Annotated in this window: 10 protein-coding genes; 6 read left to right on the top strand and 4 right to left on the bottom strand. The window is 69.2% G+C overall.

Annotated elements, in window-relative coordinates:
- Positions 1–7 precede the first annotated feature (7 nt).
- Positions 8–1,204, top strand: coding sequence for an NnrS family protein (locus KGQ91_RS03630; RefSeq protein WP_163649604.1), 1,197 nt, complete (start codon positions 8–10; stop codon positions 1,202–1,204).
- Positions 1,205–1,661: 457 nt separating this feature from the next.
- Here the strand turns inward: KGQ91_RS03630 and KGQ91_RS03625 are convergent, their stop codons facing one another.
- The 4 genes from KGQ91_RS03625 to KGQ91_RS03610 all read right to left on the bottom strand — a co-directional run bounded on the left by KGQ91_RS03625 (position 1,662) and on the right by KGQ91_RS03610 (position 5,712).
- Positions 1,662–2,279, bottom strand: coding sequence for a hemerythrin domain-containing protein (locus KGQ91_RS03625; RefSeq protein WP_163649605.1), 618 nt, complete (start codon positions 2,277–2,279; stop codon positions 1,662–1,664).
- A 111-nt stretch (positions 2,280–2,390) separates the two neighbouring features.
- Positions 2,391–3,095, bottom strand: coding sequence for a succinate dehydrogenase iron-sulfur subunit (locus tag KGQ91_RS03620; RefSeq protein WP_338140534.1), 705 nt, complete (start codon positions 3,093–3,095; stop codon positions 2,391–2,393).
- A 152-nt stretch (positions 3,096–3,247) separates the two neighbouring features.
- Complete coding sequence (narL, locus tag KGQ91_RS03615; protein ID WP_163649607.1) at positions 3,248–3,889, bottom strand: two-component system response regulator NarL; 642 nt, start codon at positions 3,887–3,889, stop codon at positions 3,248–3,250.
- Positions 3,886–5,712: a type IV pili methyl-accepting chemotaxis transducer N-terminal domain-containing protein gene (locus tag KGQ91_RS03610; RefSeq protein WP_224420285.1), complete on the bottom strand. Its 1,827-nt coding sequence runs from the start codon at positions 5,710–5,712 to the stop codon at positions 3,886–3,888. Before KGQ91_RS03610 ends, narL begins: the two co-directional genes overlap by 4 nt.
- A 303-nt stretch (positions 5,713–6,015) precedes the next feature.
- Between KGQ91_RS03610 and KGQ91_RS03605 the strand changes: the two genes are divergently transcribed.
- From KGQ91_RS03605 to narI, 5 genes are read left to right on the top strand one after another with little or no spacing between them, the layout of a single operon-like run.
- Positions 6,016–8,712, top strand: a complete 2,697-nt coding sequence (locus KGQ91_RS03605; protein WP_163649609.1) for a nitrate/nitrite transporter — start codon at positions 6,016–6,018, stop codon at positions 8,710–8,712.
- 27 nt (positions 8,713–8,739) lie between these two features.
- Positions 8,740–12,510 carry a nitrate reductase subunit alpha gene (locus KGQ91_RS03600; RefSeq protein ID WP_224420284.1) on the top strand — a complete coding sequence of 1,257 codons (3,771 nt, stop codon included), beginning with the start codon at positions 8,740–8,742 and terminating at the stop codon, positions 12,508–12,510.
- Entirely contained in the window at positions 12,507–14,075 is a 1,569-nt protein-coding gene (gene narH, locus KGQ91_RS03595; RefSeq protein WP_224420283.1) for a nitrate reductase subunit beta, read from the top strand. The genes KGQ91_RS03600 and narH overlap by 4 nt, the downstream gene beginning before the upstream one ends.
- Complete coding sequence (gene narJ / locus KGQ91_RS03590; RefSeq protein ID WP_224420282.1) at positions 14,068–14,829, top strand: nitrate reductase molybdenum cofactor assembly chaperone; 762 nt, start codon at positions 14,068–14,070, stop codon at positions 14,827–14,829. Before narH ends, narJ begins: the two co-directional genes overlap by 8 nt.
- A complete protein-coding gene (narI, locus tag KGQ91_RS03585; RefSeq protein WP_224420281.1) occupies positions 14,826–15,503 on the top strand; it encodes a respiratory nitrate reductase subunit gamma in 678 nt (225 codons plus the stop codon). The genes narJ and narI overlap by 4 nt, the downstream gene beginning before the upstream one ends.
- Positions 15,504–15,587: the final 84 nt, after the last annotated feature.

Here is a 15,587-nt window from a genome sequence, read left to right as displayed (position 1 = left end):
GCGCCCGATGCACGAATCGTCCGTCCTGACGCGCCGCATGCCGCTGTGGCGGCTGGCGTTTCGCCCCTTCTTCCTGCTCGCCGCGGCGTTCGGCCTGGTGGCGATGCTGGTGTGGGGCGGGGTGTGGAACGGCAAGGTGTGGCTCGCCCCCTACGGCGGGCTGATGTGGTGGCACCCCCACGAGATGCTGTTCGGCTTCGCCGCGGCGGTGGTGGTGGGCTTTCTGCTCACCGCGGTGCAGAACTGGACCGGCCGGCCGGGGCTTTCCGGCTGGCCGCTGCTGGGGCTTGCCGCGCTCTGGCTGGCGGCGCGGCTGGCGATCGCCTTTCCCCAGGCGCTGTCGCCGGCCTGGGTGGCGGGCATTGACCTGGCCTTCCTGCCGCTGGCCGCGGTGCTGCTGGCGCGGCCGGTGATTCACCGGCGCCAGTGGCGCAACCTGGTCTTCGTGCCGGTGCTCGCGCTGCTCGCCGTGGCCAACCTGGCCACGCATCTGGCGCTGTTCCGCGGCGCGCCGGGGCTGCTGCACGGCGGCGAGTCCCTCGCGGTGCTGCTGATCACTTTGCTGATGGTGATCCTCGGCGGCCGGGTGATTCCCTTCTTCACCGCGCGGCGTCTGAACCGCCCCCAGGCGAGCCGGCCACTGGTGCTCGAGGCGACGGCGATCGGCGGCGTCGTGGCACTGGTCGGCCTGCAGCTGGCGGCCCTGGTCGGTGGCGACGTGCCGGCCGGCGTGTGGGGCGTGGTCGCCGGCGTGGCGGCGCTCGCCAACCTCGTGCGCGGGCTGCGCTGGGCCGGCTGGCAGGGCTGGCGCGAGCCGCTGCTGTGGAGCCTGCACCTGAGCTACGCTTTCGTCTGCCTGGGTCTGACGATGTGGGCGCTGTCGGCCTGGAATCTCGTGAGCCTGTCGCTGGCGGTCCACGCCCTGACCGTGGGCGGCATGGGCGGCATGATGCTGGCGATGATGGCGCGCGTGGCACTGGGACATACCGGTCGGGCGCTCGTCGCGCCGCGCGGCATCGCCACGGCCCTGGCGCTGATGCTGCTGGCCGGTGTCGCGCGGGCGCTGCTGCCGGCGATCTGGCCGCAGACCCGGCCCGTGGCGCTGGATATCGCCGTCCTCGCCTGGAGCCTGGCGCTGGCCCTGTATCTGGTGCGCTATGTCGCCGTGCTGGGCAGCCGGCGCGCCGATGGCGCGCCGGGCTAGTTGTTTGGTTCCGCGATGAACCCGCCACCGGGACACCGCTGTCGGGGATGAATCCCCTCCCACAAGACCGCCCATCAGGCTGACCGGCACGGCCACGGTTGCTGGCTGTGGGAGCGACGTCAGTCGCGATGAACCGGCCACCGGGCCGCCGCCGTCGGGGATGAAGCCCCCTCCCGCAAGACCATCCATCGGGCTGAGCAGCATGTTGTGGGAGCGACTTCAGTCGCGATGAACCGGCCCCCGGGCCGCCGCCGTCGGGGATGAATCCCCTCCCACAAGACCGCCCATCAGGCTGACCGGTACGACCACGGTTGCTGGTTGTGGGAGCGACTTCAGTCGCGATGAGCCCGGCAGCGGTATCCCGATGACGGGGATGAATCCCCTCCCGCAAGGCCACTCGTCAGGCTGATCGGCATGGCCGCGGTTGTTGCGGGAGGGGGTTGCGGAAGTGACTTCGTCACGCCTGGCACAGCGGGCAGGCGTCGGCCGCCCGCGTGTCGTCGTCGCCCATCCAGACGCCCCGGCCATCGGCGCCGATGCGTGCCTTCAGGGCACGGTACTCGGCATCGGCCTCGGGGAGCAGCGAAGCATCGCATCCCCAGTCGCAGCCGCTGACCAGCTCCAGCCAGTCGCCGCCGGTCAGGGTGGTGGCGAGCCGCTCGAGCACCCGGGTCTCCTCGCAGTGCAGGTGCCCCCGGTAGAGCTCGATGTAGGCCTGGAGCAGGTTCAGCGTCGCGGGCTCCCACGCCTCCGCGGCGCCGTTGGCGGCGCGGCGGTCGAAATGCGCATGCAGCTCCTCGCCGTAGCGCTCGATGCGCCGGTGCTCTTCCTGCAGCAGCGCCAGCGTCTCGCGGATGCCCGGGTCGCGCTGTTGCAGTCGCGCGAAGAGGCGGTCCTCGAAGGCGTGGTGCGCGCGCTCGGCATGGTGCGTCAGGTAGTGGAGGATATCGCGCAGCAGGGCGGCGTCGGTCGGCTCGCCCATCTCGGCGGCGTGGAACTGGTGGTCGAGGATGCAGAGCAGGGTCTCGTAGCGGACGTGATCGGCCTGCAGGCGCTGAATGGCGGGAAGGGTCATGATTGCCTCCTGAATGGGCTGGGGGCCATGGGTTCGCCATGTCGATCGAACCCTCTCCTCATAGTCATGCACGTGCCATGCCATGTTTTTCCCGTCCCGCAAAGAGGGCTGTCAGGTGCCCTCGGCGAGCAGCAGCGCCTTGATGTGGCCGATGGCCTTCATGGGGTTGAGCCCCTTGGGGCAGACCCAGGTGCAGTTGCCGATCTGCCGGCAGCGGAACACGCTGAAGGGGTCCTGAAGCGCCGCCAGGCGCTCGCGGGTGGCGGTGTCGCGGCTGTCGATCAGGAAGCGGTAGGCCTGGAGCAGCCCGGCGGGGCCGACATAGCTCTCCGGATTCCACCACCAGGAGGGGCAGGCCGAGCTGCAGCAGGCGCACAGGATGCACTCGTAGAGGCCGTCGAGCTTGTCGCGCTCCTCGGGGCTCTGCAGGCGTTCGATGGCGGCGGGCGGCTGGTCGTTGATCAGGTAGGGCCTGACGCGTTCGTACTGGCGGTAGAACAGGCCCAGGTCGACCACCAGGTCGCGAATCACCGGCATGCCGGGCAATGGTCGCAGGGTCAGGGTATCGCCCTTGCCCAGGACCTCGCCGACGGGCGTGACGCAGGCCAGGGCGTTCTTGCCGTTGATGTTCATGCCGTCGGAGCCGCAGACACCCTCGCGGCAGGAGCGCCGGTAACTGATGTCCGGGTGCGCGACCTTCAGGTGCTCGAGCACGTCGAGCACCATCCGGCGTCGAAAGCGGTCGTCGAGCTCGAAGGTGTCCAGGTAGGGGGCGTCGTCGGTTTCCGGCTGGTAGCGGTAGAGCTTGACGGTCAGCATGGCCTCTCTCGCGATGGGAATGCGGACCCGAAGTATAGTTCAACCCGACCGTGCCGCCGGTGATCTCTCGTCGGGTTGTTCATTCGCCACATTCACCACCTGGCCGTGGGAGCGACGTCGGTCGCGATGAACCGGCCACCGGGACACGGCTAGCTGAGGTCGTGATTGACCGCCCAGACCGCGGCCTCGACCCGCGAGCGCAGCCCGAGCTTCTTGAGCACGTGCTTGACGTGCACCTTGACCGTGCCTTCGCTGATGGCCAGCCGGCGGGCGATCAGCTTGTTGCTCAGCCCGCGGGCCAGGGCACGCAGGGTCTCGCGCTCGCGGGCGGTGAGGGTGGCCAGGGCGTCCTCGCCCGGGGTGGCGCGTGGCCCGCTCAGGGCTCGGGCCAGCAGGCCGGCGAGCCGCGGGCTGATCGCCATCTGCCCCTCGGCGGCTTCCTTGATCGCCGCCAGCAGGTCCTCGGGTTCCATGTCCTTGAGCAGGTAGCCGTCGGCGCCGGCACGCAGCGCGGCGATGACGTCCTCCTCGGCGTCGGAGACGGTGAGCATGACGATGCGCGACTCGACGCCGGCCTCGCGCAGGGCCCGCAGGGCGTCCAGGCCGTCCATCCGGGCCATGTTCAGGTCCATCAGGATCAGCGCCGGGGCCTCGCGGCTGGCGATGTCCAGGGCCGCCTGGCCGTCGGTGGCCTCGCCGGCGACGCTCAGGGCGGCGTCCATCTCGAGCAGCTGGCGAACGCCGCGGCGGAACAGCGGGTGGTCGTCGACGATCAGGACCGGGGTCGTCATTCGGCGTCTCCGGGCAGGGTGGTGGCAGGGGTGTCGCGGCGCATCTGAGGCGTGAAGTGCAGCCGTACCGTGGTGCCGCCCGGCGCCGGCTCGAACACCTCGAGCCGGCCGTTCAGGCCGGCGGCGCGCTCGCGCATGATGGTGGTGCCGTAGTGGCCGGGCTGGTCCGTGCGCTCGCCGAGCCCGATGCCGTCGTCATCGACGCTGACCGTCACCTGGCCGTGCGTGTCGGTGGCCAGATGAACCTCGCAGCGGCTCGCCCGGGCGTGATGGAGCACGTTGGACAGCGCCTCGCGGACGATCTGCAGGACGTGCATCTGCTCGTTGGGCGACAGCGGACAGTGGTCGAGCCGGTAGTCGAGGCGGATGGAAAGCTCGCCGCGCCGCGTGAACTCGCGCACCGTTTCCTCGAGCGCGGCCTCCAGCCCCGGCCCGCTCATCTTCAGACGGAAGGTGCTGAGCAGCTCGCGCAGCTGCCGATAGGCGGCGTTGAGCCCCTCGCGCAGCTCGTCGAGCACCGCCTCGGTGTCGGCCGCCGGGGCCTGGGCGCGAACCAGCGCCTGCAGGCGGGCGACCTGGATCTTCAGGTAGGAGAGCGACTGGGCCAGCGAGTCGTGCAGTTCCCGGGCGATCACCGCGCGCTCGTCCATCAGCGCCAGGCGGCGCTGCTCGGCGTAGCCCTGGGCCAGCGAGATCGAGGTGGCGATCAGCCCGGCGATGGTGTCCGCCAGATCGCGCTGCCAGGGTTCGGGCGGCGAGTGGGGCGGGTGCTGGATCAGCAGCACGCCGTAGTGGCGGTCGGCCTCGCTGACCGCCACCCGGTAGACCCAGGGCGAGGGGGTGTCGTCGTGGTCGTCGAGGCAGGGCACGCAGTCCGGCGCCCGGCAGAAGTCGGGGCAGTCCTCGGCCCGGGTGGACAGGCGCAGGTAGGCCTGCTCGGCGTCGGTCTGGGCCAGGCACAGGGTGATCGGCCCCAGCCCGGTGACGGCGGCGAGCTGGGCGAGCACGTGCCGGTAGCGGGCATCGCCGGGCGGGGCACCGTTGAGCCGGCGTGCCGCCTGATAGAGCAGGCCGAGGCTCTCGTTGCTGCGCTGGAGCTCGGCGGTCTTGGCGGCCACCCGCTCCTCCAGCCGGCCGTACATCTGCGACAGGTTCTCGTTCATCTGGTTGATGGTGCGCGACAGCAGGCCCAGCTCGTCGCCCGCCGTGTAGCGGGTGCGGCCGCTGAAGTCGCCGTGCCGGGCCCGCTCGACCACCTGCAGCAGATCGCGCAGCGGCGGCATCACCCCGGCGGCCAGCTTGTACATGGCCAGGAACACCAGGCCCAGCGTCAGGAACAGGATGACGCCCTGGAACAGCCGCAGCAGCTGGATGCGCGATTCCGCCTCGCGCTGCAGCTGGCCGACCAGCCGGTCGACCTGGTCGACGAAGTCGCCCACGCGGGCGGCGACGTCGGCCGGTGCGGTGGCCGCGGGTGTCTGCATCAGCGGGCGCAGCTGCTCGCGCCACTGTTCGGCGACCGCCTGGTACTGGCGGGTCAGCGGGTGCTGCGGGTCGTCCGGCAGGCGCTCGGTGATCACCGGCGAGGCCAGGCTGCGGTCGAGTTCGGCGAGCCGGTCAGACAGGCGTTCGGCGCTGTCGGGCCGGGCCCGCGTGGCGAGCAGCCGGTAGGCCTGCATGCGCAGGGCGCCGGCCTGGTTGATCGCCGCCGCGTCGCCGCTGGCGGTCTCGGCGATGACGATCGAGCCGAGCATGCTGGTCAGTGCCAGCAGCACGATGCCGGCCATGGCCAGCCCGGCGCGAAAGGTCAGGGAACGGGGCATGAGAGACGATCTCGACACACGACGGGGGAGTACCTCCAATGAGTCAACCGGCCGGGGGCGCCACGCCGCCGGGGCGGCCCTTCCTGAAAAATTGTTGTTGTTCAAGGTGTTGCCAGGGGTGGCCGAATACCCCGAAAGAGGTATCCAGCCTAGTCTCGCCGAGGCGTCGGGACAAGCACATTGACTCAGGTCAACGGCCGGCCCGCCCCCCTGTAGCAAGGTCCGCTCAGAGCGCCTTTCGCAGCGCCCGACCCGGGCGAAAAGGCGCTCGGGAAGTCTTTGACCGAGCCAGAGGGGACGACCATGGCCAACACTACCAGCCCGCCGAAGCGCGCCCAGAATCGCGCCCTGGGCCTTTCCACGCTGGCGTTCACCCTGTGTTTCGCAGTGTGGACGCTGTTTTCCATTCTCGGCCTGCAGATCAAGCAGGAGTTCGACCTGTCGGACACCCAGCTCGGCCTGCTGATGGCGACGCCGGTACTCACCGGCTCGATCAGCCGACTGTTCCTGGGCATCCTCACCGACCGCTTCGGCGGGCGCTGGGTGTTCAGCCTGCTGATGCTGGCCACCGCCGGCTGCGTCTACCTGCTGACCTTCGCCACCAGCTACCCCATGCTGCTGCTGGGCGCCCTGGGCATCGGCCTGGCCGGCGGCTCCTTCATCGTCGGCGTGGCCTACACCTCGGCGTGGTTCGAGCCCGGGCGTCAGGGCACCGCGCTGGGCATCTTCGGCGCCGGCAACGTCGGCGCGGCGGTGACCAACTTCGGTGCGCCCTTCCTGCTGCTGGCGCTGGGCTGGCAGGGCGCGGCCCTGGTCTACGCCACGGTGATGGCGATCATGGGCGTGGCCTTCCTGCTGCTGGCCCGCACCGACCCGCAGAGCGCCCAGCGTCGTGCCGACGCCGTGCCGCTCAAGCAGCAGCTGGCGCCGCTGGTCGAGCTGCGGGTGTGGCGCTTCTCGCTGTACTACTTCTTCGTCTTCGGCGGCTTCGTCGCCCTGGCGCTGTGGCTGCCGCACTACCTGGTCGAGGTCTACGGCCTGAGCATCACCGCCGCGGGCATCGTCGCCGCGCTGTATACCATCCCGGCGTCGCTGTTCCGCATCCTCGGCGGCTGGCTCTCCGATCGCTACGGCGCACGGCGCGTGATGTACGCCACGCTGATCGCCTCGGCGGTGTGCAGCTTCCTGCTCAGCTACCCGCCGACCCGCTACAGCGTGCAGGGCGTGCACGGCACCCTGGAGTTCTCCTTCACCATGAACCTGATCGGCTTCGTCGCGCTGATCATGGTGCTGGGCTTCTTCATGTCGCTGGGCAAGGCGGCGGTGTTCAAGCACATCCCCAGCTACTACCCGCAGCATGTCGGCGCGGTGGGCGGCGTGGTGGGCATGATCGGCGGGCTGGGCGGTTTCTTCCTGCCGCTGACCTTCGGCATGCTCAACGACGTGGTGGGTATCTGGCAGAGCTGCTTCATGCTGCTGTTCGTGGTCTCCGGCGCGGCGCTGGCGTGGATGCACTACGCGATCCTGCGGGCCAGCCGTCACGAATGGCGTACCGGCCGCGAGGTCCGCGACCTGCCGGAACTGGCCACCCCCAGCCATTTCGTGCTTCAGGACTGGCGTCCCGAGGACCCGGACTTCTGGGCCGAGAAGGGCAAGCGCATCGCCACCCGCAACCTGTGGATCTCGATCCCCAACCTGCTGCTGGCCTTCTCGGTGTGGATGGTGTGGTCGGTGGTGGTCGCCAAGCTGCCCCAGGTGGGCTTCGACTACAGCTCCAACCAGCTGTTCTGGCTGGCCGCGCTGCCCGGGCTGTCCGGCGCCACGCTGCGCATCTTCTACAGCTTCATGGTGCCGATCGTCGGCGGCCGGCGCTTCACCGCGCTGTCCACCGCCTCGCTGGCGCTGCCGGCACTGTGGATCGGCTTCGCCGTGCAGAACCCCGACACTCCCTACCTGGTGATGCTGATCCTGGCGCTGCTGTGCGGCTTCGGCGGCGGCAACTTCGCCTCGAGCATGGCCAACATCTCGTTCTTCTATCCCAAGCGCGAAAAGGGCAACGCCCTGGCGCTCAACGCCGGACTGGGCAACCTGGGCGTCAGCGTCATGCAGTTCTTGATCCCGCTGGCGATCACCGCCGGGGTGTTCGGTGCACTGGGCGGCGAGCCCCAGACCCTCGGCGACGGTGACCGCCTGTGGCTGCAGAACGCCGGCTTCGTGTGGGTGCCGTTCATCCTGATCGGCGCGGTGGCGGCCTGGTTCGGCATGAACGACATCGCCAGCGCGAAGTCCTCGTTCAAGGACCAGGCGGTAATCTTCAAGCGCAAGCACAACTGGCTGATGTGCGTGCTCTACACCGGCACCTTCGGCAGCTTCATCGGCTATTCCGCGGGCTTCCCGCTGCTGGCCTCCAATCAGTTCCCCGCGGTCGACGTGCTGCAGTTCGCCTTCCTGGGGCCGCTGGTGGGCGCGCTGTCCCGCGCCGGCACCGGCTGGGTCTCGGATCGCTTCGGCGGTGCCCGGGTCACCCTGTGGGTGTTCGCGGCGATGATCGCCTGCGTCGCCGGGGTGCTGTTCTTCCTCGGCATCAAGGACCAGCCGGGCGCCTTCTGGGGCTTCTTCGCCATGTTCCTGCTGCTGTTCTTCTTCACCGGGGTGGGCAACGCCAGCACCTTCCAGATGATCCCCGAGATCTTCCGCCAGGAAGTGGCGCGGCTGATGCCCGATCTCGACGCCGCGGCGCAGCGTCAGCAGAGCGAGAAGGAATCCGCGGCGACCATCGGCTTCACCTCGGCGATTGCCGCCTACGGGGCCTTCTTCATTCCCAAGACCTTCGGCAGCTCCATCGCCCTGACCGGCGGAGCCGAACTGGCGCTGTACGGCTTCATCGCCTTCTACGCCGTCTGCGTGGCCCTGACCTGGTTCTACTACACCCGCGCCAACGCCGAGATCCGCTTTCAGGAGCCCGGGCGGGCGACGCCGGCCCAGACCGCGTCGTCATGACCCCGAGCCATTGAGGAGAGAGATTCCATGAGTCATTTTCTGGACCGCCTGAAGTACCTGACCCGCCGCCCCGAGCACTTCGCCGAGGGCCACGGCGAGACCCGCGACGAGACCCGCGACTGGGAGGACGGCTACCGGGCCCGCTGGCAGCACGACAAGATCGTGCGCTCCACCCACGGCGTGAACTGCACCGGCTCGTGCAGCTGGAAGATCTACGTCAAGAACGGCCTGGTCACCTGGGAGACCCAGCAGACCGACTACCCGCGCACCCGGCCGGACCTGCCCAACCACGAGCCGCGCGGCTGCCCGCGCGGGGCCAGCTACTCCTGGTACCTGTACAGCGCCAACCGGCTCAAGTACCCCTTGATCCGCAAGCCGCTGCTGGCGCTGTGGCGCGAGGCGCTCGAGCGCCACGACGACCCGGTGGACGCCTGGGCGTCGATCGTCGAGGACCCGACCAAGGCCAGGCAGTACAAGAAGGCCCGCGGCCTGGGCGGCTTCGTGCGCGCGAACTGGGAGGAGATGGAGACGCTGATCGCCGCCTCCAACGTCTATACCGCCAAGCAGTACGGCCCCGACCGGGTCATCGGCTTCTCGCCGATCCCCGCCATGTCGATGGTCAGCTACGCCGCCGGGGCACGCTACCTGTCGCTGATCGGCGGGGTCTGCCTGTCGTTCTACGACTGGTACTGCGACCTGCCGCCGGCGAGCCCGCAGACCTGGGGCGAGCAGACCGACGTGCCGGAATCCGCCGACTGGTACAACTCGGGCTACCTGATCGCCTGGGGTTCCAACGTGCCCCAGACCCGCACCCCGGACGCCCACTTCTTCACCGAGGTGCGCTACAAGGGCACCAAGACCGTGGCGATCACCCCGGACTACGCCGAGGTCGCCAAGCTCGCCGACGAGTGGCTGTCCGCCAAGCAGGGCACCGACGCGGCGCTGGCGATGGCCATGGGCCACGTGATCCTCAAGGAGTTCCACCTCGAGCGCCAGGACCCCTACTTCACCGACTACGTGCGCCGCTACACCGACATGCCGATGCTGGTCGAGCTCGAGCCCCGCGAGGACGGCAGCTACGCCCCCGGCCGCCAGCTGCGCGCCAGCGACTTCGGCGAGGCGCTCGGCCAGGCCAACAACCCCGAGTGGAAGACCGTCGCCTGGGACAAGGCGAGCGACCGGCTGGTGGCGCCGCGCGGCTCGATCGGCTTCCGCTGGGGCCAGGACGGCGTCGAGGCCGACCGGGGCAAGTGGAACCTCGAGCCGCTGGACGCCGAGGGCCGCGAGATCGAGCCGCTGCTCACCTTCGCCGAGCATCGTGACGACGTGGCGCGGGTCGCCTTCCCCTACTTCGGCGGCATCGAGCGCGAGCACTTCGCCCACGTCGCCGGCAACGACGTGCTCTACCACAGCCTGCCGGTCAAGCGCCTGACCCGCGCCGACGGCAGCACGGTGCTGGCGGTCACGGTGTTCGACCTGACCTGCGCCAACTACGGCATCGACCGTGGCTTCGGTGCGGCGGACGCCGACGACGGCGCCACCGACTACGACCAGGTGCGCCCCTACACCCCGGCCTGGCAGGAGAAGATCACCGGGGTGCCCGCCGCCCAGTGCCTGCGCATCGCCCGCGAGTTCGCCGACAACGCCTCCAGGACCCATGGCCGCAGCATGATCATCGTCGGTGCCGGCATGAACCACTGGTACCACATGGACATGAGCTACCGCGGGCTGATCAACATGCTGGTGCTGTGCGGCTGCGTGGGCCAGAGCGGCGGCGGCTGGTCGCACTACGTCGGCCAGGAGAAGCTGCGCCCGCAGACCGGCTGGCTGCCGCTGGCCTTCGGCCTCGACTGGACGCGCCCGCCGCGCCAGATGAACGGCACCTCGTTTTTCTACAACCACTCCAGCCAGTGGCGCTACGAGAAGCTCAAGATCCAGGAGATCCTCTCGCCGCTGGCCGACCCCAAGCAGTACGGCGGCAGCCTGATCGACTACAACGTGCGTGCCGAGCGCATGGGCTGGCTGCCCTCGGCGCCGCAGCTCGACACCAACCCGCTGCGCCTGGCCGCGGCCGCCGAGGCGGCGGGCCTGTCCACCAAGGACTACGTCGTGCAGCAGCTCAAGGCCGGCAAGCTCGCCTTCGCCGCCGAGGACCCGGACAACCCGCAGAACTTCCCGCGCAACCTGTTCATCTGGCGCTCCAACCTGCTGGGCAGCTCCGGCAAGGGCCACGACTACCTGCTCAAGTACCTGCTGGGCGCCAACCACGGCGTGCAGGGCAAGGACCTGGGCCGCATGGACGGCGTCAAGCCCGAGGAGGTGACCTGGCGCGACGAGGCCGCCGAGGGCAAGCTCGACCTGCTGGTGACGCTGGACTTCCGCATGTCCACCACCTGCCTGTACTCGGACATCGTGCTGCCCACCGCGACCTGGTACGAGAAGGACGACCTCAACACCTCGGACATGCACCCGTTCATCCACCCGCTGACCGCGGCCACCGACCCGGCCTGGGAATCGCGCAGCGACTGGGAGATCTACAAGGGCATCGCCAGGGCGTTCTCGCGGGTCTGCCCGGGGCATCTCGGCGAGGAGACCGACCTGGTCACCCTGCCGCTGCAGCACGACTCCCCGGGAGAACTCGCCCAGCTCGACGTCAAGGACTGGAAGCGCGGCGAGTGCGAGCCGATTCCCGGCAGGACCATGCCCAGCCTGGTCGAGGTCAAGCGTGACTATCCGGCCACCTACGAGCGCTTCACCTCGCTGGGGCCGGCGCTCGAGTCGCTGGGCAACGGCAGCAAGGGCATCAACTGGGCCACCGACAAGGAGGTGGAGCTGCTCGGCCGGCTCAACCGCCGCAAGCTCGACGGCGCCGCCAAGGGCCGCCCGTGCATCGAGAGCGCCATCGACGCCGCCGAGACCATCCTCTCGCTGGCCCCGGAGACCAACGGCCAGGTGGCGGTGCGTGCCTGGGAATCGCTGTCCAAGGTGACCGGGCGCGATCATACCCACCTGGCGCGGCCCAAGGAGGAGGAGAAGATCCGCTTCCGCGACGTGGTCGCCCAGCCGCGCAAGATCATCTCCAGCCCCACCTGGTCGGGGCTCGAGGACGAGCACGTCTCCTACAACGCCGGCTACACCAACGTCCACGAGCTGATCCCCTGGCGCACCGTCAGCGGTCGCCAGCAGCTCTACCAGGATCACCCCTGGATGCGCGCCTTCGGCGAGAGCCTGCTGGCCTACCGGCCGCCGATCGACACCAAGGCGGTGGCCAGCGTCCACGCGCCGAAGTCCAACGGCAACCCGGAGATCGCGCTGAACTGGATCACCCCGCACCAGAAATGGGGCATCCACTCCACCTACTCGGACAACCTGCTGATGCAGACCCTGTCCCGCGGCGGGCCGATCGTCTGGCTCTCCGAGGAGGATGCCCGCGCCATCGGCGTCGAGGACAACGACTGGCTGGAGCTCTACAACGCCAACGGCGCGGTCACCGCCCGCGCGGTGGTCAGCCAGCGGGTCAAGACCGGCATGGCGATGATGTACCACGCCCAGGAGCGGCTGGTGAACATCCCCGGCTCGGAGATCTCCGGCACCCGTGGCGGCATCCACAACTCGGTGACCCGCATCTGTCCCAAGCCGACCCACATGATCGGCGGCTACGGCCAGCTGGCCTACGGCTTCAACTACTACGGCACCGTCGGCTCCAACCGCGACGAGTTCGTCGTCGTGCGCAAGATGAAGCGTGTCGACTGGCTGGACGGTGAAGGCAACGACTACGAACAGGAGGCCGTGAAATGAAGATTCGTTCCCAGGTCGGCATGGTACTCAACCTCGACAAGTGCATCGGCTGTCATACCTGCTCGGTCACCTGCAAGAACGTCTGGACCAGCCGCGAGGGCGTCGAGTACGCCTGGTTCAACAACGTCGAGACCAAGCCCGGCATCGGCTACCCCAAGGAGTGGGAGAACCAGGCCAAGTGGAAGGGCGGCTGGCTGCGCCGCAAGGATGGAAAGATCGAGCCGCGCATCGGCGGCAAGTGGCGGGTACTGGCGAACATCTTCGCCAACCCCGACCTGCCGGAGATCGACGACTATTACGAGCCGTTCACCTTCGACTACCAGCACCTGCACACCGCCAAGCAGGGCGAGCACCAGCCCACCGCGCGGCCGCGCTCGCTGATCTCCGGCGAGCGCATGAAGAAGGTCGAATGGGGCCCCAACTGGGAGGAGATTCTCGGCACCGAGTTCGCCAAGCGGCGTCGCGACGCCAACTTCGCGCAGATCGAGGCCGACATCTACGGCCAGTTCGAGAACACCTTCATGATGTACCTGCCGCGGCTTTGCGAGCACTGCCTCAACCCGGCGTGCGTGGCGTCGTGCCCGAGTGGCGCGATCTACAAGCGCGAGGAGGACGGCATCGTGCTGATCGACCAGGACAAGTGCCGCGGCTGGCGGATGTGCGTCTCCGGCTGCCCGTACAAGAAGATCTACTACAACTGGAAGTCCGGCAAGTCCGAGAAGTGCATCTTCTGCTACCCGCGCATCGAGGCCGGCCAGCCGACGGTGTGCTCCGAGACCTGCGTGGGGCGCATCCGCTACCTGGGCGTGCTGCTCTACGACGCCGACCGCATCGAGGAGGTCGCCGCCTCCGCCGACGAGCGCGACCTCTACCGCCGCCAGTGCGAGATCTTCCTCGACCCCAACGACCCCGAGGTGATCGCCCAGGCGCGGCGTGACGGCATCCCGGAGAACGTCATCCAGGCCGCCCAGGCCTCGCCGGTCTACAAGCTGGCCATGGACTGGCAGCTGGCGCTGCCGCTGCATCCGGAGTACCGCACCTTGCCGATGGTCTGGTACGTGCCGCCGCTGTCGCCGATCCAGTCGGCTTTCGAGGCGGGCGAACTTGAGAGCGACGAGGACGACGGCGTGCTGCCGAAGATCGAGTCGCTGCGCATCCCGGTCCAGTATCTCGCCAACCTGCTCACCGCCGGCGACGAGGGCCCCGTGGTGCTGGCGCTCAAGCGGCTGATGGCGATGCGCGTCTACATGCGCGGCAAGCACGTCGACGGCGAGGCGAACCAGGCCGTGCTCGACGCCGTGGGCCTCAGCGAGGCCCAGGTCGAGGCGATGTACCGCTACCTGGCGATCGCCGACTACGAGGACCGCTTCGTGGTGCCCACCAGCCACCGTGAGCTGGCCCGCGAGGCCTTCCCCGAGCGCGGCGGCTGCGGCTTCAGCTTCGGCAACGGCTGCCAGGGCGGCGACAGCGAGACCAGCCTGTTCGGCGGTCGCAAGCAGACCACCACCCTGGTCAAGCCGGTGAACGTCTACGACCCGCACGCCGAGGAGACCGCCCATGACTGACACCACCCAGCGCAGCCTGCGCGCCCTGGCGCGGCTGCTCGACTACCCCGAGGCCGAGCTGCAGGCCGCCGCCGATGAACTGGCGGCGGTGTTCGCCGCCGAGCCGCGCCTGCCCAAGGCCCTGCGCGAGGCGCTCGTCGGCTGGTGCCGGCGGCTCGCCGCGACGCCGCTGCTCGACCTGCAGGCCGACTACGTGGCGCTGTTCGACAAGGGCCGCGCCACCTCGCTGCTGCTCTTCGAGCACGTCCACGGCGAATCCCGCGACCGCGGCCAGGCGATGGTCGACCTGCTCGACGAGTACCAGGCCGCCGGCTTCGCGCTCGACGCCCGCGAGCTGCCCGACTACCTGCCGCTGTTTCTCGAGTACCTGTCCACCCGCGACGAGGCCGAGATCGGCCGCTGGCTGGGCGAGATTCGCCACATCCTGGCGCGGCTCGCCGCCCGCCTGGAGGAGCGCGAGGCCGGCCACGCCCTGGTGCCGCTGGCGCTGCTGGCGCTGATCGGCGCCGAGGGCGATGTCGCCGAGCATCGCGAGCCGGTGAAGCAGGAGCCCCGCGACGACACCCCGGCGGCACTGGACGCCGTGTGGGAGGAGGAGGCGGTGCGCTTCTCCGCCGCCTCCGATGAAGATTGCGCGCTGCAATCCGCCGAAGGGCGACGGCTCGCCGAACGCAAGCGTGCCGCGCCCGCCGAGGCCGTGCGCTTCGTCGACGCCGCGCCGCGTGTTTCCGCCGTTTCCGGAGAACCGTCATGAACTACGTCAATACCCTGCTGTTCGGGCTGTACCCGTACCTTGCCGGCAGTGTCTTTTTGATCGGCAGCCTGCTGCGCTTCGACCATGGCCAGTACACCTGGAAGACCGGTTCCAGCCAGCTGCTCTCGCGGCGCCAGCTGCGGCTGGGCAGCAACCTCTTTCACATCGGCATCCTGGTGATTTTCTTCGGTCACCTGGTGGGGCTGTTGACCCCGCACTGGGTCTACGCGCCGTTCATGGCCGCGGGCACCAAGCAGGTCGTCGCCATCGTGGTCGGCGGGCTGGCGGGGCTGTCGTGTCTGGCCGGCGGGGCGATCCTGCTGCATCGCCGGCTCACCAATCCGCGGGTGCGGGCCTCCTCGAGCTTTACCGACAACCTGATCCTGATCCTGCTGCTCATCCAGGTGTCGCTGGGCCTGCTGACGATCTTCTCGGCCCTGCATCACCTCGACGGCGGGGCGATGCTGATGCTCGCCGAGTGGGCGCAGGCGGTTGTCTACTTCAAGGGCAACGCGGCGGTGCATCTCGCCGAGATCGGCTGGATCTACAAGCTGCATATCCTGCTGGGGCTGACCATCGTGCTGCTCTTCCCGTTTACCCGGCTGGTGCACGTGTGGAGCGCGCCGCTGGGGTATCTGGGGCGGCGGTATCAGATCGTCCGGCGCCGGGCCTGAAGACTTTATCGGCATGAGCCGCGGGACGAGGGCCGGGGACAGGGTTTCGCGAGGGCGCTGTGAACCCTTCCATGGGCGCTACTT

The organism is Modicisalibacter tunisiensis, assembly GCF_020148005.1.
Lineage (GTDB): Bacteria > Pseudomonadota > Gammaproteobacteria > Pseudomonadales > Halomonadaceae > Modicisalibacter > Modicisalibacter tunisiensis.
Note: the sequence above shows the minus strand (reverse complement) of the source record. Positions and strands in the feature narration are given on the sequence as shown.